This window comes from Amycolatopsis sp. DSM 110486, from assembly GCF_019468465.1.
GTDB lineage: Bacteria > Actinomycetota > Actinomycetes > Mycobacteriales > Pseudonocardiaceae > Amycolatopsis.
In genome coordinates, this window is record NZ_CP080519.1 from 1,431,126 (window position 1) to 1,455,338 (window position 24,213).

The 24,213-nt window shown below is 72.3% G+C and carries 6 protein-coding genes and 1 pseudogene; 1 reads left to right on the top strand and 6 read right to left on the bottom strand.

Annotated features, from left to right (window positions below; all coding sequences use genetic code 11):
* Positions 1 to 237: 237 nt before the first annotated feature.
* Positions 238 to 1,002: an AfsR/SARP family transcriptional regulator gene (locus tag K1T34_RS07000; protein WP_220243470.1), complete on the top strand. Its 765-nt coding sequence runs from the start codon at positions 238 to 240 to the stop codon at positions 1,000 to 1,002.
* Between the two features lie 471 nt (positions 1,003 to 1,473).
* On the opposite strand, the gene K1T34_RS07005 is transcribed toward K1T34_RS07000, so the two are convergent.
* The 6 genes and pseudogenes from K1T34_RS07005 to K1T34_RS07030 all read right to left on the bottom strand — a co-directional run.
* Positions 1,474 to 2,061, bottom strand: a complete 588-nt coding sequence (locus tag K1T34_RS07005) for a hypothetical protein (RefSeq protein ID WP_220243471.1) — start codon at positions 2,059 to 2,061, stop codon at positions 1,474 to 1,476.
* 125 nt (positions 2,062 to 2,186) lie between these two features.
* Positions 2,187 to 3,014, bottom strand: a complete 828-nt coding sequence (locus K1T34_RS07010) for an ABC transporter permease (protein WP_220243472.1) — start codon at positions 3,012 to 3,014, stop codon at positions 2,187 to 2,189.
* 1 nt (position 3,015) lies between these two features.
* Entirely contained in the window at positions 3,016 to 3,939 is a 924-nt protein-coding gene (locus tag K1T34_RS07015) for an ATP-binding cassette domain-containing protein (protein WP_220243473.1), read from the bottom strand.
* Positions 3,940 to 4,094: 155 nt separating this feature from the next.
* Positions 4,095 to 14,393 carry an SDR family NAD(P)-dependent oxidoreductase gene (locus K1T34_RS07020; protein WP_370643801.1) on the bottom strand — a complete coding sequence of 3,433 codons (10,299 nt, stop codon included), beginning with the start codon at positions 14,391 to 14,393 and terminating at the stop codon, positions 4,095 to 4,097.
* Positions 14,390 to 19,105 (bottom strand): type I polyketide synthase, encoded by a 4,716-nt coding sequence (locus K1T34_RS07025; protein ID WP_370643802.1) that lies wholly within the window; start codon positions 19,103 to 19,105, stop codon positions 14,390 to 14,392. Before K1T34_RS07025 ends, K1T34_RS07020 begins: the two co-directional genes overlap by 4 nt.
* A pseudogene (locus K1T34_RS07030) lies at positions 19,090 to 24,195 on the bottom strand (SDR family NAD(P)-dependent oxidoreductase); the annotation flags it as partial. The pseudogene K1T34_RS07030 and the gene K1T34_RS07025, both read right to left, overlap by 16 nt.
* Positions 24,196 to 24,213: the final 18 nt, after the last annotated feature.

Consider the following 24,213-nt stretch of genomic DNA (forward strand, 5'->3'; position numbering starts at 1 on the left):
CAGAGTAAGATACCAACCGCCCGGTTTACAAGGATTCCGGGCACAATTCAGGGCCACTACCTGGACCGAGGCCCTTTTTCTTGATCAAAACAGACCGACCTCCCGGTTTTATCTTGAAAACCGACCTCCCGGTTTGGTAAGTTGCTCACGTGGGGCCAGGCAAGTCCGGCAGGCAGGGGCGCTGGGGGCGCCGCCGATGCCGGCCCCCCGACGACGCGGACACCGGAGGGCGTTCATATGAACTACGAAATTCTGGGGCAGATCAGAGTCAGCGGCCGGCCCGGTGTCAGCGCACCCAGGGCACGCAAGATCGAGACGCTGCTCGCCGCACTGCTGGCCAAGAACAACCAGGTGGTCACCACCGAGCACCTCATCGGCGAGATCTGGGGCGAAAACCCCCCGGCGCGCGCGAGCGCCGCGCTGTACGTCTACGTCTCCCAGCTGCGCAAACTCCTGCGCGGCACCCCGGCCGACGCCGAGGACAGCCCCGTGGTCACCAGCCCGCGCGGCTACTCCCTGCACGTCGGCATCGACGAACTCGACGCCGACCGCTTCACCCGCCTCTACCAGGAGGGCCGCGCCCTGCACTGGGACCGCAGCTACGGCCAGGCGGCCACCGTCCTGCGCCACGCCGCGGACCTCTGGCGCGGCCCCGCCTTCGGCGGCTTCACCGATTCGCCTGACGTGCAGGCGTACGCCACGCTGCTGGAGGAGACGCGCCTGGAGTGCCTCGAGCTGCTCATGGAGACCGAGCTGCTCATCGGCCGCCACCGCGAAGTCGTGGGCCAACTCTCGGCGCTGGCCAAGGAACACACCCTGCGCGAGACGTTCTACGAGTACCTCATGACGGCACTGCTGCGGTCCAACCGTCGCGCCGAGGCCCTCGAAACGTTCGCCTCCGCACGCCAGAACTTGGTTCAGCAGCTGGGAATCGAGCCCGGAGTGTCCCTACGCAAGCTTCACCAGAGCATCTTGGTGGGGGAAATGTCCGACGCGGTGTGATTCCGCACAGCAAGGAACGCCCGGCTACTGCTTTCGTTGCAGTAGCCGGGCTTCCTGTTGCTCGGTCTCTTTCGCTCGCCCGCAATACTTTCGTTCCGTCGCTCCAGCACACGCCGGCCGACGGAATACCGCTACCGCCCCCAATTGGGGCGCTCTGGCCCGTCATCAACTGCAGGCCGCCCACACAACCCGACACCCACCTGACTCCGGCGCCCCACCTCCCCAACCGCCGGCCGGCCACCCAACTCACCACCCCACCAACCCCTCCCCGAACCTTCCCCCGCCCGGCCCCCCGATGCTTTTCCACAACACGGTAGGGATCGGCTTGTCAAGGCACGCTTTCCCGCCTTGACAAGCCGATCCCTACCGTCGTAACAATCAAAAATCGGGGTTCCCCACCCGACACCCGGCAATGGTGTGCGCAGCACGCCGAGCCGGACCGAGCCGCAGTCGGAGCCGAGACCGCCCCCCTCAACTCCGATACACAGAAACCACCGGCCCACCACACTCAACCGGCTCCCCGTACCACCCACCCCACCGCGAATCCAACGCCAACTCCGCCAGCTCAGCCATCAAATCCAACTCAGCCGGCCACACATACCGCAACTCCGACCCACCCAACACCACAATCTGCCGAACACAATCCACCTCACGCACCCAAACATCCGAAGCCCACCGCCCCGGATCCGGCTGCCGCCCCTGCACCACCAACGCCCCACCCGGCCGCATCACTCTCGCCAGCGAACGAACAGCACGCACCTGCTCCCGCTGCCCCGAAAACCGTGACAACGCATCCCCACCGACGAAAACCGCGTCAAACCGCGCCCCCGACGGCAGCCCCCGGGAAGAAGAAGCCACCGTGACCGCGTAACCCTCCCCAGCCAACGCGTCCGCAACCGGCCCCCCACCCAGGACCAGCACCCGCCCATCCCCACGCCGACGAGCGACCCGATCGGTCACCTCGGCAAGGAATGCCACGGCTCCGGCCGGGTCGTCGGCCAGCGGGGCGAGCCACACGTCAAGAACGTCAGCCGGCAACTCATCGATGCGGGTCGGCATCACGCCACCTCACTTCACGCACTGGTCTTGTCTGCTCAACGCAGCGTTCCCGACCGACCTAAAGTCGACCTTGCACACGACGAAGGGGCGGCCCGCACCAGGCGGGCCGCCCCGAGAGAACAAGCTCAGACCGTCGCGCGCTGGTGGAACTTGCGCACCGTCAGGACCGCCGCGAGCACCGTGATCGGGATCCACCAGGCCAGCGCGAGCCAGCCCGTGGCGCCGAGCGCGGAGCCGTTCATCAGGTGTCGGGCGGCGTCGATCAGGACCGTCACCGGCTGGTTGTCGACGATGACCCGCAGGACGCTCGGCATCGACGCCGTCGGAACCAAGGCGCTGGTGGCGTAGGGCACGAAGACCAGGATCATACCCAGGCCGCTCGCGCCTTCCACCGTCTTGGCGATCGAGCCGAGCAGGGTGGCCAGCCAGAACACGCCGGTCGCGAAGAGCACCAGCAGGCCGACCGCGCCGAGCCAACCGAGGACGCCGCCGCCGGGGCGGAAGCCGATGGCGAGTCCGACGGCCACCATCACCACGAGCGAGAGCATGCTGCGCAGCACACCCGACACCACGTGGCCGACCAGCACGGCCGAGCCTGCCATCGGCATGGAGCGGAAGCGTTCGACGAGGCCGTTGGTGAGGTCGGCGGACACACCGACCACAGTGGACGTGGAGTTGAAGCCGACGCTGATCACGATCAGGCCCGGAATCAGGTAGTCGATGTAGTTCATGCCGGGCAGGTTGATCGCGCCGCCGAACATGAAGCGGAACAGCAGGAGCAGCACGATCGGCAGCGAAACCGCCTGGATCAGCATCTCCGGGTTGCGGGTGATGTGCTTGATGTTGCGCCCGATCAGCACCCGGTAGTCGGACACCGCGAGCGAGAGCGCCGAACGGGCGGGAGTGGCGAGGATCTGGGTCCCCTCCGTCTCCCTCGACAGGGTCTGGGTCATCTCACTTCTCTCCCGCGGTTGAGGTCAGGGTGTGGAAGACGTCGTCGAGGGTCGGCTCGGAGAGCTCGAGACCGGTGGTCTCGAGGCCCGCGTCGGCAACCTGGTTGAGCACCCGCCGGACCTGCGCGGGGTTGTCGATCGCGATGCTCACCGTCGTGTCGAGCAGCACGCCCTCGACGACGGTGTGCGCGCGTTCCGCCTCCACGGGGGTGGCGAAGGTGAGCTTGAGGCGTTCGGTGCCGACGCGGCGCTTGAGCTCGGCCGCGGTGCCCTCGGCGACCACACGGCCCTTGTCGATCACGGCGATGCGGTCGGCGAGCTGGTCGGCTTCCTCGAGGTACTGGGTGGTGAGCAGGATCGTGGTACCGCCGTCGAGCAGCTGCCGGATCGCGTCCCACATCGCCGAGCGGCTGCGCGGGTCGAGCCCAGTGGTCGGCTCGTCGAGGAACAGCACCGGCGGCGACGTGATGAGGCTGATCGCGAGGTCCAGCCGGCGGCGCATGCCACCGGAGTACGTCTTGACCTGCCGCGTCGACGCGTCCACGAGGTCGAACTGCGCGAGCAGCTCCGTGGCGCGCGCCTTCGCGTCAGCAGTCGAGAGGTGGAACAGCCGGGCCATCATCTCGAGGTTCTCGCGCCCGGTGAGCAGCTCGTCGACCGCGGTGTCCTGGCCGGTCAAGCCGATCTGCTCGCGCACCTTGCGCTTGGGGCCGTCGAGGTCGTGGCCGTTGACGGTCACCGTGCCGCCGTCGGCCTTCAGGAGCGTGCTGAGGATCCGCACGGTCGTGGTCTTGCCGGCGCCGTTGGGGCCCAGGAGCGCGAACATCGTGCCCCGCTCCACGCTGAGGTCGACGCCCTCCAGCACGTCGACGTCGCCATAGGACTTGCGCAGCCCCCGTGCTTCTATTGCGTAGCCGGTGACCATCGGTTACCTCTCCTCGTTCGGGTCAAGATCGATGAAGAACTTCTCTTCTCGGACACCGGCCGGGAGCCCGGTGAACTGTCCGTACCAGTGGGCCACAGGCGCCTTCGCAGCGGCAATAATGGCCGGGTGAAGCGGAGTTAGGGGTCGACTGCGCCTCAGTCGTCGTCGCTTCCCCCGATCGCCATGCTGATGAGGGCATCGGCGTCGAGCTCGTCGATCGCCGACGCGTCCAGCGCCGGCTGCTCGTCCTCGGGCTCAGGCTCGGGCACCGGCGTTTCGGCCCCCTGCGGCGCCAGCTCGCCGACGAGGTGCTCGGCCAGGATCCGCGGCGTCGGGTAGTCGAAGATGAGGCTCACGGGCAGCTTCAGCCCCGTGACGAGGCTCAGCTTGTTGCGGAACCCGGTGGCGGACAACGAGTCGAAGCCGACCTCGTTGAAGGAACGGTCCGCCTCCACCGCCTCCGGCCCGGCGTGGCCGAGCAGGGCGGCCGCGTGGGTACGCACCAGCGTCAGCATCGTCGGCACACGCTTGGCCACCGGCAGGGCCGAGAGCTTCTGCGCCAGCGACTCCGTGTCGTCCGCCGCGTCCTGCGCCGCCCGGCGGCCCGGCGCGTCGGCGAACTCGCGCAGCACGGCCGGAAGGTCCTCGACGCTCGAGGCCGCCAGCACGCGCGGTTCGAGCGCGATCGGCACCAGCAGCGGTTCCGCGGAACCCGCGGCCGAGTCGAGCAGTCGCAGACCGTCCTCAGTGGATAACGCGGTGATGCCTGTCTCGCCGATGCGGTGCGCGTCGGCGTCCTGCACGGCGTCACCCATGCCGCCTTCCCACAGGCCCCACGCGAGTGAGGTGCCGGTGAGCCCTTCGGCGCGGCGGCGGGCCGCCAGTGCGTCGAGGTAGGCGTTGGCCGCGGCGTAGTTGCCCTGGCCCGGTGCGCCGAGCACGCCGGCCGCCGAGGAGAACAGGACGAACGCCGTGAGGTCCGCGTCGCGGGTCAGCTCGTGCAGGGTCGCGGCGGCGTCGGCCTTGGGCCGCAGCACCTTGTCCAGCCGTTCGGGGGTGAGTGAGGTGAGCACACCGTCGTCGAGCACGCCGGCCGCGTGGACCACCGCCTGCAGCTCAACTCCCTGCAACAGCTCGGAAACCGCGTCCCGGTCGGCGACGTCGCACGCGGCGAGCGTGACGTCGGCGCCGAGGCCGGCCAGTTCCTCCCGCAGGTCCGCCGCGCCCGGTGCGTCCGCACCACGACGGCTGACGAGCAGCAGGCTCCGCACGCCGTGTTCGGTCACGAGGTGCCGGGCCACGGCGCTGCCCAACGCGCCGGTGGCGCCGGTGATGAGCACGGTGCCCTCGGCCCGCCACACCGGCGCGGCCGCTGCGTCGGTCGCCCGACGCAGCCGCGGCACGAGCACGGCACCGGTGCGCAACGCGACCTGGGGCTCGTCCGAAGCGGACACCGCGGCCAGCGTGCGGCCGGTCGGCGTGCCGGTGCCGAGGTCGACGAGCGTGATGCGGTCCGGGTGCTCGGCCTGCGCCGAACGCACCAGGCCGGCCACGGCCGACCCGACGGGATCCGGGTTCTCCCCGGCCTCCGTGGCAACCGCACCACGGGTGACCACGAGCAGCGAACCGTCCGGACGGGCCAGGAACTCCTGCAGGATGCCGAGGACGCGGTGCAGCTCGGCGTGGACGTCGTCCCCGCCGGCCGACACCACGAGCAAGCCGGACGCGTCGGCGAAGTCCACTGTAGTCTCCGCGCCGAGCTCGCCGGCGAGGCCGAACGGGTCGGCACCGACCAGCGTCCAGTCGGTGACCTCCGCGACGGCGTCGAGCTCCGCCGGCTCCCACACCACGCGGAACAGCGAGTCCCCGCCACTCGGCTCGGCCGCCTGCGGCACCGCCGACATCGGGCGCAGCAGCAGCGACTCGACCGAGACGACCGGCGCGCCCGTGCCGTCGGCGATGTCCAGGGCGACAGCCCCCGTGCCGACCGACTTCACGTGCACCCGCAGCGTCGTCGCGCCGACCGCGTGGAGCCGCACGCCTTCCCACGCGAACGGCAGCATCGGTTCTTTGCCGAGAGCACCGGAGACGCCGATGGTGTGCAGGGCCGCGTCGAGCACCGCGGGGTGGATGCCGTAACGGTCCACTTCGGACACCGACGCGGGTAGCTGGATCTCGGCGAACGCCTCGCCGTCGTGCTTCCAGGCCGCGACCAGTCCGCGGAACGCCGGACCGTACGCCAGGCCGTCTTCCGCCAGCTCCTCGTACGTGCCCTCCAGCCGCACCTGCTCGGCGTCGGCGGGCGGCCACTGGCCGAGCTCGAACTTCCCGGCCTTGTCCGCCTTGGCGAGCCGGCCGGTGGCGTGGCGGGTCCACGCGGTCCCGTCGCCCTCCGGTCGTGAGTGGACGGTGAACGTGCGCGTGCCGGTGGCGTCGGGCGCGGTGAGCGCGAACTGCACCCGCACGCCGCTGCGCTCGGGCACCACGAGCGGGTACTCCAGCGTCAGCTCGTCGAGCCGCGGGCAGCCGGCCTCGTCGCCCGCGCGGATCGCCATTTCGACGAACCCGGTGCCGGGGAAGAGGATCGAGCCGCCGACGACGTGGTCGGCCAGCCACGGGTGCGTGCCCACCGAGACGCGGCCGGAGAACAGGAGCCCGCCGGCGTCGGCCAGTTCCAGCGCCGAGCCGAGCAGCGGGTGGTCCTCCTGGCCCGGCGCCGACGCGGCGCTCTCCAGCCAGTAACGCTGCCGCTGGAACGGGTAGGTCGGCAGCGCGACCTTGCGCGCGCCGGTCGGCTCGTACACCGCCGTCCAGTTGACGTCGAGGCCGCTCACGTGCAGCTGGGCGAGCCCGGTCAACGCGGTGACCGCCTCGTCCTGGTCCTTGTGCAGCAAGGCGGCCAGCACCGGTCCTTCCGGTCGGTCGTCGAGGCACGCCGTGGCCATCGCCGTGAGCGTGGTGTCCGGGCCGAGCTCGAGGAACCGCGTGGCGCCGTCGGCCGCGGCGCGCGTGACCGCGTCGAGGAACCGGACGCCCTCCCGAACCTGCCGCACCCAGTACTCCGGCGAGGTGAGGTCCGCCGGCTCGCCGGTCACGGTCGAGATCACCGGGATCCGCGGCTCGGCGTAGGTCAGCTGCTCGGCCACCACGCGGAACTCGGCGAGCATCGGCTCCATGAGCCGCGAGTGGAACGCGTGCGAGACACGCAGTTGCTTCGTGCGCTCGAACTTCGCCGCAACCGCGGCCACGGCGTCGGCCGCACCCGAGATCACGACCGCGCTCGGGCCGTTGACCGCGGCGAGGTCCACCGTGCCATCCGCGGCTTCGCGCACCGCTTCGGGCGTCGCGTCGATCGCGACCATCGCGCCTCCGTCCGGCAGCGCCTGCATCAGCGCACCGCGGGCGACCACGAGCTTCGCCGCGTCGGCCAGCGAGAGCACACCGGCGCAGTGGGCCGCCGCGAGCTCGCCGATCGAGTGCCCGGCCAGCACGTCGGGCTTCACGCCCCACGACCGGACCAGGCGGAACAGCGCGACCTCCAGTGCGAACAGCGCCGGCTGCGTGTACCGCGTCTCGTCGAGCGCTTCGCCGCTGTCGATGACCTCACGGATCGGGCGGTCCAGGTGCTTGTCCAGCTCGGCGCAGACCTCGTCGTACGCGGCGGCGAACGTGGGCTGCTGCTCGGCGAGCCGCTTTCCCATGCCGGTGCGTTGCGAACCCTGGCCCGCGAAGAGAAACGCCGTGCGGCCCGAGGTGGTGACGCCGCTGACGACGCCGCGGGCCTCCTCTTCGTCGACCAGCGCCGCGAGGCCCCGCACGAACTGCGGCGACCGGCTGCCGATCAGCACCGCCCGGCGATCGAACGCGCTGCGGGCGGTGGCCAGCGAAAGGCCGATGTCCGCGAGGCTGCCTTCGGGCTCTTCGTCCACGTAGGACATCAGCTGCTCGGCCTGCGCCCGCAGCGCCGCGGCACCGCGGCCGGACACCGGCCACGCGACCGGGCCGTCGTGCTCGGGCACCCCGCCGCCGGAGACGACCTCGCGCCGGTCGCCTTCCTCCAGGATCACGTGCGCGTTGGTGCCACTGACACCGAACGACGAGACGCCCGCGCGGCGCGTGTGGCCGTTCGGCAGCCACTTCACCGGCTCGACGAGCGCCCGGACCGCGCCGGTCGACCAGTCGATCTCGGTGGACGGACGGCTGACGTGCAAGGTCGCGGGCAGCTCACCGTGCTGCATCGCCAGGACCATCTTGATGACACCCGCCGCACCGGCCGCCGCCTGTGTGTGACCGATGTTCGACTTCACCGAGCCGATCCACAGGGGGCGGTCGGCCGAAGTCTGCGTGCCGTAGGTCGCCAGCAGCGCCTGGACCTCGATGGGGTCGCCGAGCTTCGTGCCGGTGCCGTGCGCTTCGACCGCGTCCACTTCGGACGGTTCGAGGCCGGCATCGGCCAGCGCCGCCCGGATCACGCGCTGCTGCGCGGGACCGTTGGGAGCGGTGAGGCCGTTCGAAGTGCCGTCCTGGTTGACCGCGCTGCCCTTGAGGACCGCGAGCACCGGGTGCCCGTGGGCCCGCGCGTCGGCGAGCCGTTCCAGCACGAGCACGCCGGCGCCTTCGGACCAGGTGGTGCCGTCGGCGTCGTCGGAGAACACCTTGCACCGGCCGTCGGCGGCGAGCCCCTGCTGACGGCTGAACTCGACGAACGTCTCCGGCGTCGCCATCACCGTGACGCCACCGGCCAGCGCCAGCGAGCAGTCGCCGCCGCGCAGGGCCTGGGCCGCCATGTGCATCGCGACCAGGGAAGACGAGCACGCGGTGTCGATGCTGACGGACGGACCTTCCAGCCCGAGTGTGTAGGACACCCGCCCGGTGACGATCGAACCGGCACTGTTCGCGCCCACGTAGTCGTGGTACTGCACCCCCGCGTACACGCCCGTCGGGCTGCCCTTGAGCGACACCGGGTCGATGCCCGCGCGCTCCAGCGCCTCCCACGACGCTTCGAGCAGCAGCCGCTGCTGCGGGTCGATGGCCGGCGCCTCCTTGGGCGAGACACCGAAGAACGCCGGGTCGAAGTCGCCCGCGTCGTACACGAACCCGCCGCGCGCGACATACGTCGTGCCGGGGCGGCGGCCGGTCGGGTCGAGCAGACCCGCGACGTCCCAGCCGCGGTCGGCCGGGAAGTCACCGATGGCGTCGCGGCCCTCGGCCACGAGCTCCCACAGCTGCTCGGGCGAGGTCACACCGCCGGGCAGCCGGCAGGCCATGCCGACGATCGCGATGGGCTCGTCGGAGGTTCCCGATGCGACCGTGATGACCTCTTGCGCGGTGCCCGCCAGCTCGGCCAGCAGGTGCGTGGCCAGGGCCGACGGGGTCGGGTGGTCGAAGATGAGCGTCGCGGGCAGGCGCTGACCGGTCGCCGCGGTCAGGCCGTTGCGCAGCTCGATCGCGGTCAGCGAGTCGAAGCCGAGCGATTGGAACTGGGCCGCCGGCTCGATCTCGTGCGCGCCGCCGTAACCGAGCACGGTGGCGGCGTGGCCGCGCACCAGCTCCAGCACGGCGTCACGCCGGTCGTCCTCGGGCAGCCGCAACAGGCGTCCGGCGAACGAGTCCTCGGTCGCCTCGGCGTGCGCCGCGACGCGCCGGGCCGCGCGGCCGACGAGCTGCTCCAGCGTGCGCGGGATCCGGTCGAGTTTGCGCAGCACCGGCAGATCGAGCTTCGCCGGGACCGCGGTCGGCTGCCGGACGGCGAGCGCGCGGTCGAACAGCGCGAGACCGTCCGCAGTGGACAGTGGGACGATGCCGCTCGACGCGAGCCGCGTCACCTCCTCGTCGGTGAGCGTGCCGCCCATGCCGCCGACCTCGCCCCACAGGCCCCAGCCGAGCGAGAGGCCCGGCAAACCGTGGGCGACGCGGTGGGCGGCGAGGGCGTCGAGGAACGCGTTCGCGGCGGCGTAGCTGCCCTGGCCGGGTGCCCCGAGCACGCCGGAGACCGAGGAGAACAGGACGAACGCCGAGAGCGCGGTGTCGCGGGTCAGCTCGTGCAGGTTCACGGCGCCGTCGACCTTGGGCGCGAGCACCGTGTCGACGCGGCCGGGGGTCAACGCAGTGACGACACCGTCGTCGAGCACGCCGGCCGCGTGGACCACGGCGGTCAGCGGGTTCTCGGCCGGGATGTCCGCGAGGACCTGGGCCAGCGCGGCACGGTCGGCGACGTCGCATCGCGCGAGTCGCACATCGACGTCGAGCTCACGCAGGTCGGCGGCCAGCTGCTCCAGCTCCGGCGTGGTCCGGCGGCTGACGAGCAGCAATCGGCGCACGTCGTGCTCGGCGGCGAGGTGCCGGGCGAGCTTGCCGCCCAGCGCGCCGGACGCGCCGGTGACCAGCACCGTGCCGTGGGGGCAGAAGTACGGGCGCTCCAGCTCGGGTGCCGTGCGCACGAGGCGCGGCGCGAGGACCACACCGAGGCGGACGGCGGCCTGCGGCTCACCCGAGGCCAGAATCTGCGGGAGCACGTCCTCGGCCTGGGTTTCGGGATCGAGGTCGAGCAGCAGGAACGAGTCGGGGTTCTCCTCCTGCGCCGAGCGCACGAGACCCCACACGGCGGACGCGGCGAGGTCCGTGACATCGCCACCGGCCGCGACGGCGCCGCGGGTCACGATGACCAGGCGTTCGTGCTCCTCGTGACCTTCGGCGAGCCAGCTCTGCACCGCGGCGAGCACGCGGTGGGTCGGTTCGTGCAGGTCACCGGTGGTGGCGGTGCAGTCGAAGACCTTGAGGCCCGAGGTGTCCACAGTGTCCATATCGGACTCCGGAACCGCCGCCCGCTGCCATTCCACGCGGTACAGCGGCGCGGCCTGCTCGGACGCGATCGGGGTGGTGAACGCGCGGAACACGGTCTCGGCGACCGTCGCCACGGGGGCACCGGTGGTGTCGGCCAGGACGACCTCGAAGCCGTCGTCCGTGGTCGGGGTGAAGCGGACGCGCAGCGCGGACGCACCGGTGGCGTGCAGTTCGACGCCGGTCCAGCAGAACGGGACGCGGCCGACGCCACCGTCACCGCCGCCGGCGACGCGCAGGGCGTGGGTGCACGCGTCGAGCGCGGCCGGGTGCAGGCCGAACCGCTCGGCGTCGCTGTCCTCGGGCAGCGTGACCTCGGCGAACACCTCGCGGCCGCGCTGCCACACCGCGCGCAGCGACCGGAACAGCGGGCCGTAGGTGAGACCGGTGTCGGCGAAGTCCTCGTAGATCCCGTCGATCGCGACGGGCTCGGCGCCGGCGGGCGGCCACTCGGTCAGCTCGGTTCCACCCCGCGCGGACTGCGGGGCGACGGTGCCGGACGCGTGCAGCGTCCACTCGTCACCCTCCTCGGGTCGCGAGTGGACGGTGACCGTGCGGACGTCGTGCTCCCCCGCGGCACCGACGGTGACCTGCACTTGAACGCCACCGCGAGCCGGCAGCACCAGCGGGCTGCCCAGCGTCAGCTCTTCGATGCGGCCGGCGCCGACCTGGTCGCCGGCGCGCACGACCAGCTCCAGGAACGCGGTGCCGGGCACGGCCACGACGTCGCCGAGCCGGTGCTCGGCCAGCCACGCATGCGTCTCGACGGACAGCCGCCCGGTGAGGACGACCCCGTCGCTGTCGGCGAGCGCGACGGCCGCGCCGAGCAGCGGGTGACCCGCCGCGGTGAGGCCGGCGCCGGTGATCTCGTCGCGGTTGGCGCGGGCGGCGAGCCAGTACCGCTTGCGCTGGAACGCGTACGGCGGCAGGTCGACCCGCTTCGCGCCCCGGCCGGCGAAGACCTCGGCCCAGTCGGGCTCGAGGCCGCTGACGTACAGCTCGGCCAGCGCTGTGAGCGCGGCCTGCGGCTCGTCACGGTCGTTGCGCAGCATGGGAACGACGGTTGCGGCACCGGCCTGGCTGTTCTGCCGGACGAGCGCGGACAGCACGCCGTCCGGTCCGACCTCGACGAACCGGCCGACGCCGTGCGTGGTGAGCGTGCTGATGCCATCGTGGAACCGGACGGCGGCGCGAACCTGGCCGACCCAGTAGTCCGGAGTGGACATGTCGACATCCGCGCCGACGGTGGAGACGATCGGGATCGCCGGCGGCGCGTAGGTGAGCTGCTCGGCGACCGCGCGGAACTCGGCGAGCATCGGCTCCATCAGCGGCGAATGGAACGCGTGGGAGACCTTGAGCTTCGAGGACTTGCGGCCGTCGAACCGCGCGACCACGGCGGCGACGGCGTCCTCCGTGCCCGACAGCACGACGGAGTCGGGGCCGTTGATGGCGGCGATGCTCACGGAATCGGTCAGGTGCGGCGTGACCTCGTCCTCGGTCGCCTGGAGTGCGACCATCGCACCGCCGGCCGGCAAGGCCTGCATGAGCTTCGCGCGAGCGGCGACCAGCGTGGCGGCGTCGGCCAGCGACAGGATGCCGGAGACGTGCGCGGCGGCCAGCTCCCCGATGGAGTGGCCCAGCAGGTAGTCGGGCTTGATGCCCCACGACCGCAGCAGCCGGAACAGCGCGACCTCGATGGCGAACAACGCCGGCTGCGTGTACCCGGTCTGGTTGATCAGGCGCGGCTTCTCGAGCACGACCGTCTTGAGTGGACGGTCCAGGTGCCGGTCCAGCTCGGCGCACACCTCGTCGAAGGCCGACGCGAACACCGGGAACGCGGCAGCCAGCGAAGCGCCCATCCCCGCGCGCTGCGCACCCTGCCCGGAGAACAAGAACGCGGTCTGCCCCTCCGCCGACGAACCGGTGACCACTCCCGGCGCGGTCTTCCCCCCTGCCAGTGCGGCAATCGCCGTCGCCGGGTCTTCGGACAGCACCACAGCCCGGTGCGACAACGGCGACCGGGACGTGGCCAGCGAGAACCCGAGATCCAGCGCTGACACGCCGTCCACTTCGGACAGCCGAGCCGCCTGCGCCGTCAACGCGGCCGCCCCGTGTCCGGCCAGCGGCATCGGCACGGCAACACCGTCCGGCCAGCTCGGCGGGACAACCTCGGCCGCTTCGATCGAGGGAGCCTCCTCGACGATCACGTGCGCGTTGGTGCCGCTCACGCCGAACGACGAGATCCCCGCCCGACGCGGCCGTCCCTCCGCGGTCCAGGGACGCGCCTCCCGCAGCAGCTCCACGTCGCCGCAAGCCCAGTCGACCTCGGTCGACGGCTCCGTGACGTGCAGCGTCTTCGGCAGCAGCCCGTGCCGCAACGCCTGCACGACCTTGATCACGCCGCCCACACCGGCCGCCGCCTGCGCGTGGCCGATGTTCGACTTGATCGAGCCCAGCCACAGGGGTTTGCCCGCCGGCCGGTCCTGGCCGTAGGTGGCGAGCACGGCCTGAGCCTCGATCGGGTCGCCGAGCGTGGTGCCGGTGCCGTGGCCCTCGACGGCGTCCACGTCGGAAGCCGACAGCTGCGCGTTGGCCAGCGCCTGCCGGATCACGCGCTGCTGCGAGGGACCGTTGGGCGCGGTGAGGCCGTTGGACGCGCCGTCGGAGTTCACGGCCGAGCCGCGCACGACGGCGAGGATCGGGTGGCCGTTGCGGCGAGCGTCGGAAAGCCGTTCCAGCAACAGGGTTCCGGCGCCCTCGGCCCAGCCGGTGCCGTCGGCGCTGTCGGAGAACGCCTTGCAGCGGCCGTCGGCGGCGAGGCCGCGCTGGCGGCTGAACGCGAGGAACGGCCCCGGCCGCGACATCACCATCACGCCGCCGGCCAGCGCCAGCGAGCAGTCGCGCTGCCGCAGCGACTGCACCGCGAGGTGCAGCGCGACCAGCGACGACGAGCAGGCCGAGTCGATCGTGACGGCCGGGCCCTCCAGACCCAGCGCGTAGGCGATGCGGCCGGAGATGACCGAGCCGGCGTTGCCCGTGCTCAGGTAGTCCTCGACCTCACCGGCGAGCACCGCCGCCGGCAGCTCGTCGTAGTAGTCCTGCCCGCCACTGCCGACGAACACGCCGACCTGCTGCTTCGCTAGCGAATGCGGCGCGATGCCGGCACGTTCGAACGTCTCCCACGCCAGCTCCAGCACGATCCGCTGCTGCGGGTCCATGGCCAGGGCCTCGCGCGGCGAAATGCCGAAGAACGGCGCGTCGAACTCGCCCGCGTCGGCGACGAAGCCGCCCTCGCTGACGTAGCTCGTGCCGGGGCTGTCGGGGTCGGCGTCGAAGAGCGTGTCCAGGTTCCAGCCGCGGTCGGCAGGGAACCCGCCGATCGCGTCGCGGCCCTCGGCCACCAGGCGCCACAGGTCCTCGGGCGAACGGACGTCGCCCGGGTAGCGGCAGCCCATCGCGACGATCGCGATCGGCTCGGCGCCCGCGGCCTCGACCTCACGCAGCCGCTCGCGCGTCTCCTGGAGGTTGGCGGTCACCCGCTTGAGGTAGTCGACCAGCTTGTTTTCGTCAGTCATCGCCAGATTCCTCTTGTCGCTGCAGTGGGCGGGTGTCAGGCGCCGAGCTCGTTGTCGATGAGGGCGAACAGCTCGTCGGTGGTCGCGGCCTCCAGTGCGGCTTCCGCGCCACCTCCGCTGCCGGCCAGCGTCTTGTGCAGGGTGGTGACCATCGCCTGCAGCCGCGCGACGATGCGCGACCGGTCGATCTCCGCGGCGTCGAGCGAAGCGGCGACGGCCTCCAGGCGGTCGAGCTCCACCTCCAGCGGCACTTCGGCGTCGCTCTCGCACAGCTGTGTCCACAGGTGCTCGGCGAGCGCCTGCGGGTTCACGTGGTCGAACGCGACGGTCGCGGGCAGCTTCAGGCCCGTGGTGGCACCGAGCCGGTTGCGCAGGTCGACCGCCGTCACCGAGTCGAAGCCGAGCTCCTTGAACGCGCGGGCCGGCTCGACCGAACCGGCGCCGTCGTAGCCGGCGACGGCCGACACCTCGCCGCGCACCAGGTCCAGCAGGGTGCGCCGCTGTTCGGGGGCGGTCAGGCCGGCGAGCTTCCCGGCGAGGTCGCCGGTGGACTCGACCGGAGCTTCGTCGGCGGTGACCTCGGGCAGCGCGCGCAGCAGGGGCCGCGGCCGGGCCAGCTGGTAGACCGGCGCGAACGCGGCCCAGTCGATGTCCGCGACGACCAGGTGCGTCTCGTCGTGCGCGAGTGCCTGGCCCAGCGCCTCGACGGCGAGCTTCGGCGCCATCTCGGCCAGGCCCATGCGGCGCAGCAGGTCGCTCGCCTCGGCGTCGACCATGCCCCCGCCGCCCCAGGAACCCCAGGCGACGGCGGTGGCGGTGCGGCCGTTCGCGCGGCGGCGCCGGGCGAGGGCGTCGAGGTAGGCGTTGCCGGCGGCGTAGGCGGGCTGGCCTGACGTGCCCCAGACCGCCGCACCCGACGACATCAGCACGAAGGCGTCGAGCTCGGTGTCGCCGAGCAATTCGTCGAGCAGGGCGGCGCCGGAGACCTTGGCGTGGAGGGCTGCGGTGAACTGCTCGGGCGTGACGTCGTCGAGGGAAGGCTCGCGGGTGAGCACCCCGGCGGCGTGGACGACAGCCGCCGGCGGGTGCTCTTCGAGCAGGGCCGCAAGCGCTTGCGCGTCGGTGACGTCGCAGGCGGCGACGGTGACGCGGGTGCCGGACAGCTCCTCGACCAGCTCGCGCGCGCCGTCGGCGTCGAGGCCGCGGCGGCTGGTGAGCACGAGGTGTTCGGCGCCCTTCGCGGCGAGCCAACGAGCGACATGCACGCCGACCGCGCCCGTGCCGCCGGTGATGAGCACGGTGCCGCGCGGTGTCCACTCGGGAACGTCGCCGGTGAGCGGCGCGTGGACCATGCGTCTGGCGAAAACACCGGACGGGCGGATCGCGACCTGGTCCTCGTTGTCCACTCCGGACACGACGGCCGCCAGCTTCGCCGCGTCGCCGGGGCCGGTGAGGTCCACCAGGCCGCCCCAGGTTCCGGGGCGGTCGAGCGCGGCGACCGTGCCGAGGCCCCACACCATGGCGGCGGCCGGGTCGGCGTCGGAGAACGCGTCCACGGCGACGGCGCCCTGAGTGACGACCCAGACCGGCGCGTCGAGGTCGCCGAGGGCCTGCAGCAACTCGATCGTGGTGAGCGCGGGGTTGTCGGCGCCGAGGGCGAGCAGCGAGAGCACGCCGTCGAACGGCCGGACCGCGGTGGCCTCGGCGACCAGGGTCGCGAGGTCGTCGGTGCTCTCGACGAACACGCGGACGACGTCACCCTGGTCCGCGAGGGCGTCGGCCAGCTCGGTGGTGCCCGCGGGGGCGACGACCAGCCACGTGCCGGTGAGGCCGCCGGTGACGCCGCCGATCGGCGTCCACGACACGCGGTAGCGCCAGGAGTCCACGGTGGACAGTTCGGTGCGACGGCCGTGCCAAGCGGCCAGCGCCGGCACGACCTCGGCGAGCGGCTGCGCCTCGAGACCCAGTCGAGCGGCGAGCGCGTCGACGTCACCCTCGGCGATGTCCTGCCAGAACTCCTGGTCGGCGACCGGCGTGGTCGTCGGCTGGGTCGCGGCTTCGTCCTCGTGCCAGAAGCGCTTGTGCTGGAACGGGTACGTCGGCAGGTCGACGATCCCGGCAGCCGGGAGCAACGAGGGCCAGTCGACCGAACCGCCGCGGACCCAGTACTCGGCGAGCGAGGTCGCGAACCGCGTCAGGTCGCCTTCGTCGCGGCGCAGGGTCCCGGCGACGGCACCGGCGTGGCCCGCCTCGTCGAGGGTCTCCTGGATGCTCATGGTCAGCACCGGGTGCGGGCTGATCTCCACGAACCGCGTGTAGCCGGCGGCGGCCAGCTGCGCGACGACCGGCGCGAACCGGACTGTCCGGCGCAGGTTGGCGAACCAGTAGGCAGCGTCCACGGTGGAATCGCCGACGGGTTCGAGCGTCACCGTGGAGGTCATCTCGACCTCGCCGCGGCGCGGGGTGATCGGGCCGAGGTCGGCCAGCAGGCGGTCGGACAGGTGCTCGACGTGCGCGGAGTGCGACGCGTAGTCCACCGGCACACGCTTGGCGCGCAGACCCTCGGCAACCAGCTGGTCGCGCAGCTGATCGAGCGCGTCGCCGTCGCCGGAGAGCACGGCGGAGGTGGCGCCGTTGTCGGCGGCCACCGAGATCCGGCCCTCCCACGCGCCAAGGCGCGCTTCGAGATCGGTCACGGCCAGGCCCGCGGCGAGCATCCCGCCGCCGCGGCCGCCGAGGATCTCTCCGATGGCCTTGCTGCGCAGCGCGACCACGCGAGCACCGTCCTCAAGAGACAGTGCACCCGCGACACTCGCGGCGGCGATCTCGCCCTGCGAGTGGCCGATGACCATGTCCGGCTCGACGCCGTGCGCACGCCACACCGCGGCCAGCGACACCATCACGGCCCACAGCATCGGCTGCACCACGTCCACGCGGTCCGCGGGCGGCGTGCCCGGCTCACCGTGCAGAACGGCGAGCACCGACCAGTCGGTGAACTTGCGCAGCTCGGCGTCGCATTCGGCCATGCGCTCGGCGAAGGCCGGCGACTGCTTCAGCAGCCGCGTCGCCATCCCGGTCCACTGCGAACCCTGGCCGGGGAAGACGAACACCGTCTTGCCGCGGACGTCGGCGGTGCCGGTGACGACGTCGGACCGGGAAGTGAACTCCCGCAGTGCCTCCGCGGCCTGCTCCGGATTGTGCGCCAGGACCACGGCCCGCTGGTCCAGGCGAGCCCGGCCGGTCGCCAGCGTGTGCGACACCCCGGCGAGCCCGGCGTCCACGTGCGCCGCCAGCCGGCCGGCGGCATCGGCCAGCGCGGCCGAGTTCTTCGCCGACAGCACCAGCGGGTAGACCGGCGCCTCGGCCGGCTCGACGGCTTCGGTCTCCGGGGCCTGCTCCAGGATCACGTGCGCGTTGGTGCCACTGACCCCGAACGACGACACCGCGCCCCGTCGCTCCCGCGCCACCTCGGGCCAGTCGCGCGGTTCGGCGAGCAGCTCCACGGCGCCGGACGTCCAGTCGACGTGCTTCGACGGCGTGCCCAGGTGGATCGTGCGCGGCAGCTTGCCGTGCCGCAGGGCCTGCACCATCTTGATCACCCCGGCAACGCCGGCCGCGGCCTGCGGGTGACCCATGTTCGACTTGATCGACCCGAGCTGCAGCGGCTCACCCGACGTACGCCGCCCGTAGGTCTCCAGCAGCGACTGCGCCTCGATCGGGTCGCCGAGCGCGGTGCCCGTGCCGTGCGCCTCGACGGCGTCCACATCGGACACCGACAGTCCGGCGTCGGCCAGCGCCGCCTCGATCACGCGGACCTGCGAAGGACCGTTGGGTGCGGAGAAGCCGTTGCTGGCGCCGTCCTGGTTCACCGCCGAGCCCCGCACGAGGGCGAGCACACGGTGGCCGTTGCGCTGCGCGTCGGACAGTCGTTCCAGCACGAGGACACCCACGCCCTCGGCCCACGAGGTGCCGTCGGCGTCGTCGGAGAACGACTTGCTGCGCCCGTCGGCAGCGAGACCGCGGCGGCTGCAGAAGTCTACGAACATCTCGGGCGTGCCCATCACGGCCACGCCGCCGGCCAGCGCCAGCGTGCAGTCGCCGCGCCGCAGGCCCTGCGCCGCCATGTGGAGCGCGACGAGCGAAGACGAGCACGCCGTGTCCACCGAGACGGACGGACCTTCGAGCCCGAGCGTGTACGACACCTGGCCGGACACGAGGCTGCCGTCGGGGCTGCCGCCGCTGTAGTCGTGGTACATCACGCCCGCGTAGACGCCGGTGGGGCTGCCCTTGAGCGAGTGCGGGTCGAGCCCGGCACGCTCGAACGCCTCCCACGACGCTTCCAGCAGGATGCGCTGCTGCGGGTCGGCGCGGCGGGCGTCGCGGGGGCTGATGCCGAAGAAGTCGGCGTCAAACTCCGGGGCGTCGTAGAGGAAACCGCCGTGGCGCGTGTACGTCTTGCCCGGCCGTTCAGGAGTCGGGTCGTACACGCCCTCGACGTCCCAGCCGCGGTCGGCCGGGAACTCACCGATCACGTCGCGGCCTTCGTCGACGACGTCCCACAGGTCGTCCGGCGTGCGCACACCGCCGGGGTAGCGGCAGCTCATGCCGATGATCGCGATGGGCTCGGTGTCCCGGGCCTCCAGCTCGTGCACCCGCCGGCGGGCCTGCTGCAGGTCCGCGGTGGCGCGCTTCAGGTAGTCGCGGAGCTTGTCCTCGTTGCTCATGGTCTGCCTGTTCATCCGATGCCCAATTCGTCGTCCAGCACGGCAAAGAGCTCGTCGTCGGTGGCTTCGCCGAGGTCGGCGGTGGTTTCCCGGCCGGTGTGCGCGTCGGCCCACTTGCGCACGAGCGCGTCGAGGCGGGCGGTGACCTTGCCGGTCGAGCCGTTGAGCGAACCGGCGGCGCCCGAAAGCAGCGCCTCGAGCCGGTCGATCTCGGCCAGCACCGGGTCGGCCGGGCCGCGGCCCTCGCCCAGCAGGTCGTGCAGCCGGCGCGCGAGCGCGGCCGGCGTCGGGTGGTCGAACACGACCGTGGCCGTGAGCTTGAGGCCGGTCAGCGCGCCGAGCTGGTTGCGCAACTCCACGGAGGTGAGGGAGTCGAACCCCATCTCCTGGAACGCGCGCTCGGGCTCGACCGCGGCCGCGCTCGTGAAGCCGAGGACCGCGGCGACCTGCTCGGACACGACCTCCAGCAGGTAGGCCTCGCGCTCGCCTTCCGGCACCGTGGCCAGCCGGGCGGCGACCGCGCCGTCGGAACGGGCCGCTCGCTTCGGCGCGGAAGGGCGGACCAGGCTGCGCAGCACCGGCGGGAGCGCGTCTCGGCGAGCCTTCAGCGCCGCACGGTCGAGGCGCATGGGTGCGAGCACGGCGTCGTCGGCGGTGAGGCCGGCGTCGAGCAAGGCCAGCGCTTCGTCGGTCGCCATCGGCGGGGTGCCCAGGCGACGGAGGCGGCGCAGGTCGGCGGCGTCGAGCTCGCCGGCCATGCCGCCGTCCTCGGCCCAGGCGCCCCACGCGAGGGAGGTGGCGGGTTTGCCTTGCGCCCGGCGGTGTTCGGCGAGCTGGTCGAGGAAGGCGTTGGCGGCGGCGTACCCGGCCTGGCCGGCGGCGAGGACGGAGCTCGCGGCGGAGGAGAACAGGACGAAGGCGTCGAGGTCGCCGGTCAGCTCGTGGAGGTTCCAGGCGCCGTCGACCTTCGGGGCGAAGACGCGGTCGGTTTCCTCGTCGGTGAGGGTTTCGACGCGTCCGGCCGACGGGACGCCTGCGGCGTGGATGACGGCGGTGACCCGGGTGCCCTCGACGAGCGATCGCACGGAGTCGGGGTCGGCGACGTCGCAGCTTTCGATGGTGACGTGCGCGCCGAGGGCGGTGAGCTCGTCGCGCAGCTCTGCGGCGCCGGGTGCGTTGGCGCCGCGGCGGCTGGTGAGCAGCAGGTTGCGCACGCCGTGGTTCGTGACGAGGTGCCGAGCGACGACCGCGCCGAGCCCACCGGTGCCGCCGGTGATGAGCACGGTCCCGGTCCAGCCCAGCTCCCCGGGTTCCGGCGTGGCGGCGGTGAAGCGGGGCACGAAGGCCTGCCCGTCACGGAAGGCGATCTCGGGCTCGTCGGTGAGGACGATGGGCTCGCCGTCGACGAGGAGGAACCGGCCCGGGTTCTCGGCTTCCGCGGCGCGCACGAGGCCCCACGCCGTGGCGAGCGCCGGGTGCGAGTCCTCCCCTGCGACGGACACGGCGCCGCGCGTGACGACGGCCAGCCGGTCGGTGCCGTCGAGGGTTTCGCGGATCGCGGCGAGGACTTCGCGGGTGATCGCGCGGGCGGCGGCGGGCACGGGACCGTCTGGAATGGACAGTTCGAGAACTCGTACGCCGTCGAGCGCGGCCCCCGGAGTGGCCGGTTCCCACGTGGTCCGGAACAACGAGTCTCCGGCGAGTTTGTCGAGCGAGATCGGCCGCGCGGCGAGGGCGTCGACGGTGAGTACGGGAGCGCCCGTGGCGTCGGCGAGGTGCAGCGTGATGGTGTCGGGCCCGGTCGGTGAGACGCGCACCCGCACCGCGGCGGCCCCGGCGGAGTGCAGTGTGACGCCGGAGAACGCGAACGGCAGCATCGGCGCGGTGTCACCTTCGGGTGCGGGGCCGAGCAGCTGGGCGTGCATCGCGGCGTCGAACAGTGCGGGGTGCAGGCCGTAGTCGCGGGCTTCGGGGCCGTTGGGGAGCGTGACCTCGGCGTAGACGTCGTCGCCCTGGCGCCACACCGCGCGCAGGCCGCGGAAGGCTTCGCCGTAGTGGTAACCGAGGTCGGCCAGCGTCAGGTATGGATCGTCCAGCGCGACCTCGGTGGCGCCGGCGGGTGGCCACGCGGTGAGGTCGAACGCCGGAGCCGCGGCCGACGGCACGACGAAGCCGGTCGCGTGGCGGAGCCATTCGCCGTCGGAGCGCGAGTGCACGGCGACGGCGCGGCGGCCGTGCTCGTCGGCGGCCTCGACGGTCACCTGGATCGCGGCGCCACCGCGCTCGGCGAACGCGAGCGGGGCTTCGAGAGTCAGCTCCTCGACGGTGCCGCAACCGGCCTCGTCCGCGGCGCGGCGGACCAGCTCGACGAACGCGGTGCCGGGCAACAGCGTCGAGCCGAGCACGACGTGGTCGGCGACCCAGCCGGTGGCCGACAGACGACCGGTGAGCACGAGCGTGCCGTTGTGGGCCACGCGCACCACGGAGCTGAGCATCGGGTGCTCGCCGCGCTCCTGGCCGTGCTCGACTGGGTCGCCCGAGGCGGTGGTCGCGGGCAGCCAGTAGCGGGTGCGGCGGAACGCGTAGGTAGGCAGGTCGACGCGGCGGGCACCGGCGTAGAACGCGGCCCAGTCGACGTCGACGCCGCGGGTGTGCAGCGTCGCGACGGCGGTGACCAGCGCTTGTGCTTCGGGCCGGCCCTTGCGTTGTGCGGGGACGAAGGTGTCGTCGAGCGCGCTGAGGACCGCGGCGGGGCCGACTTCGAGGAACGTGGTGACGCCGTGGCTGATCAATGTCTGCACGCCGTCGTGGAAGCGCACGGCGGCGCGGACCTGGTGGACCCAGTAGTCCGGAGTGGACGGATCGCCGCCGGCCGTGACGACGATCGGGATCCGCGGTTTCGTGTAGGTGAGACTTTTCGCCACGGTCGCGAACTCGGCCAGCATCGGCTCCATCAGCGGCGAGTGGAACGCGTGCGAGACCTTGAGCCTCGTGGACTTGCGTGCGGCGAAGTTCGCGACGGCTGCGGTGGCGGCGTCCTCGGTGCCCGACAGCACGACGGAGTCGGGACCGTTGATCGCGGCGATGCTCACCCCGTCGGCGAGGTGCGGCGTGACCTCGTCCTCGGTCGCCTGCACCGCCACCATCGCGCCTCCGGACGGCAACGCCTGCATCAGCTTGGCGCGCGCCGAGACGAGCGTGGCAGCGTCCTCAAGGGACAGAATCCCGGCGACGTGTGCCGCGGCCAGCTCACCGATCGAGTGGCCCAGCACGTGGTCCGGCCGCACGCCCCAGGACTCGAGCAGCCGGGCCAGCGCCACCTCGAACGCGAACAACGCGGGCTGGGTGTATCCGGTCTGCTCCAGCAGGTCAGCGTCGTCCAGAGCTGCCTTTACTTCGGCGTCGAGCAGCGCACACACCTGGTCGAAGGCTTCGGCGAACACCGGGTAGGCGGCCGCGAGCTCCCGGCCCATGCCCGCGTGCTGCGCGCCCTGGCCGGTGAAGACGAACGCCGTGCGGCCCGTGCCCCGGACGCCACGCACACCACCGCCGGCCAGCAGCTCCTCGCGGTTCGCGCCGACGACAACGGCACGGTGGTCCAGCGCGGACCGGGTCGTGGCCAGAGAAAAGCCGACGTCGGCGATCGACAGCGCGGGGTCGAGGTGCTCGGCGAGGTGCCGTACCTGGGCGTCCAGTGCGTCCGAGGAATCGGCCGACAGCGGCCACGCCACCACCGGCACCGTCACCTCGGGCTCCGGCGAAGGCTCGGGCGACGGCTCTTCCGCCTGCTCGATGATCACGTGCGCGTTGGTGCCGCTGATCCCGAACGACGACACCGCCGCCCGCCGCGGCCGCCCGGTCTCGGGCCACTCGCGCGCTTCGGTAAGCAACTCGACCGCGCCCGAAGCCCAGTCGACGTGAGGCGAAGGAGCGTCCACGTGCAGCGTCTTCGGCAGCACTCCGTGGCGGATGGCCTCGACGACCTTGATGATGCCGCCGACGCCCGCCGCGGCCTGGGTGTGGCCGATGTTGGACTTGAGCGAACCCAGCCACAGCGGTTCCGTGCGGTCCTGGCCGTAGGTGGCCAGCAGGGCCTGCGCCTCGATCGGGTCGCCCAGCTTCGTGCCGGTGCCGTGGCCCTCGACGAGGTCGACGTCGGCGGGCGTGAGGCCGGCCGACGCGAGCGCGCTGCGGATCACCCGCTGCTGCGCCGGTCCGTTGGGGACGGTCAAGCCGCTCGAGGCGCCGTCGGAGTTCACCGCGCTGCCGCGGACCACGGCGAGCACGGGGTGGCCCAGCCGAACCGCGTCGGAAAGGCGTTCCAGCACGAGCATGCCCGCGCCCTCGCCCCAGCCCGTGCCGTCGGCCGCGGCGGCGAACGCCTTGCAGCGCCCGTCGTCGGACAGCCCGCGCTGCTCGGTGAAGTACACGAACGTCTCGGGCGTCGCCATCACCGTGACGCCGCCGACGAGCGCGAGCGAGCAGTCTCCGCGGCGCAGCGCCTGGCCGGCCCAGTGCAGGGCGACGAGCGAGGAGGAACACGCGGTGTCCACGCTGAGCGCGGGACCTTCCAGCCCGAGCGCGTAGGCGACTCGGCCGGACACCACGCTGCCGGCGGCCGCGTGGCCCGCGTAGTCGTGGTACATCACGCCCGCGAACACGCCGGTGCTGCTGCCGCGCAGGGTTTCCGGCACGATTCCCGCGCGTTCCAGCGCTTCCCAAGCCGTTTCCAGCATGAGCCGCTGCTGCGCGTCCATGGAAAGCGCCTCGCGCGGGGAAATGCCGAAGAATTCCGGGTCGAATTCGGCCGCGTCGTAGAGGAAACCGGCCTCGCGCGTGTTCGTGGTGCCGGGGCGTTCACCGGTCGGGTCGTGCAGGGTGTCGAGCGGCCAGCCGCGGTCCGCGGGGAACTCGCCGATGGCGTCGGTGCCGGTGGCGACGAGCTGCCACAGGTCTTCCGGCGTCCGGACTCCGCCCGGGTAGCGGCAGGCCGTGCCGACGATCGCCAGGGGTTCGCTGTCGCGGTCGCGCGATTCCTGCAGAGCGCGTTTGGTCTCGCGCAGTTCCGTCGTCGCGCGTTTGAGATAACCGAGCAGTTTGCGCTCATTCTCACCGGACGGGCTTTCGGTACTCAC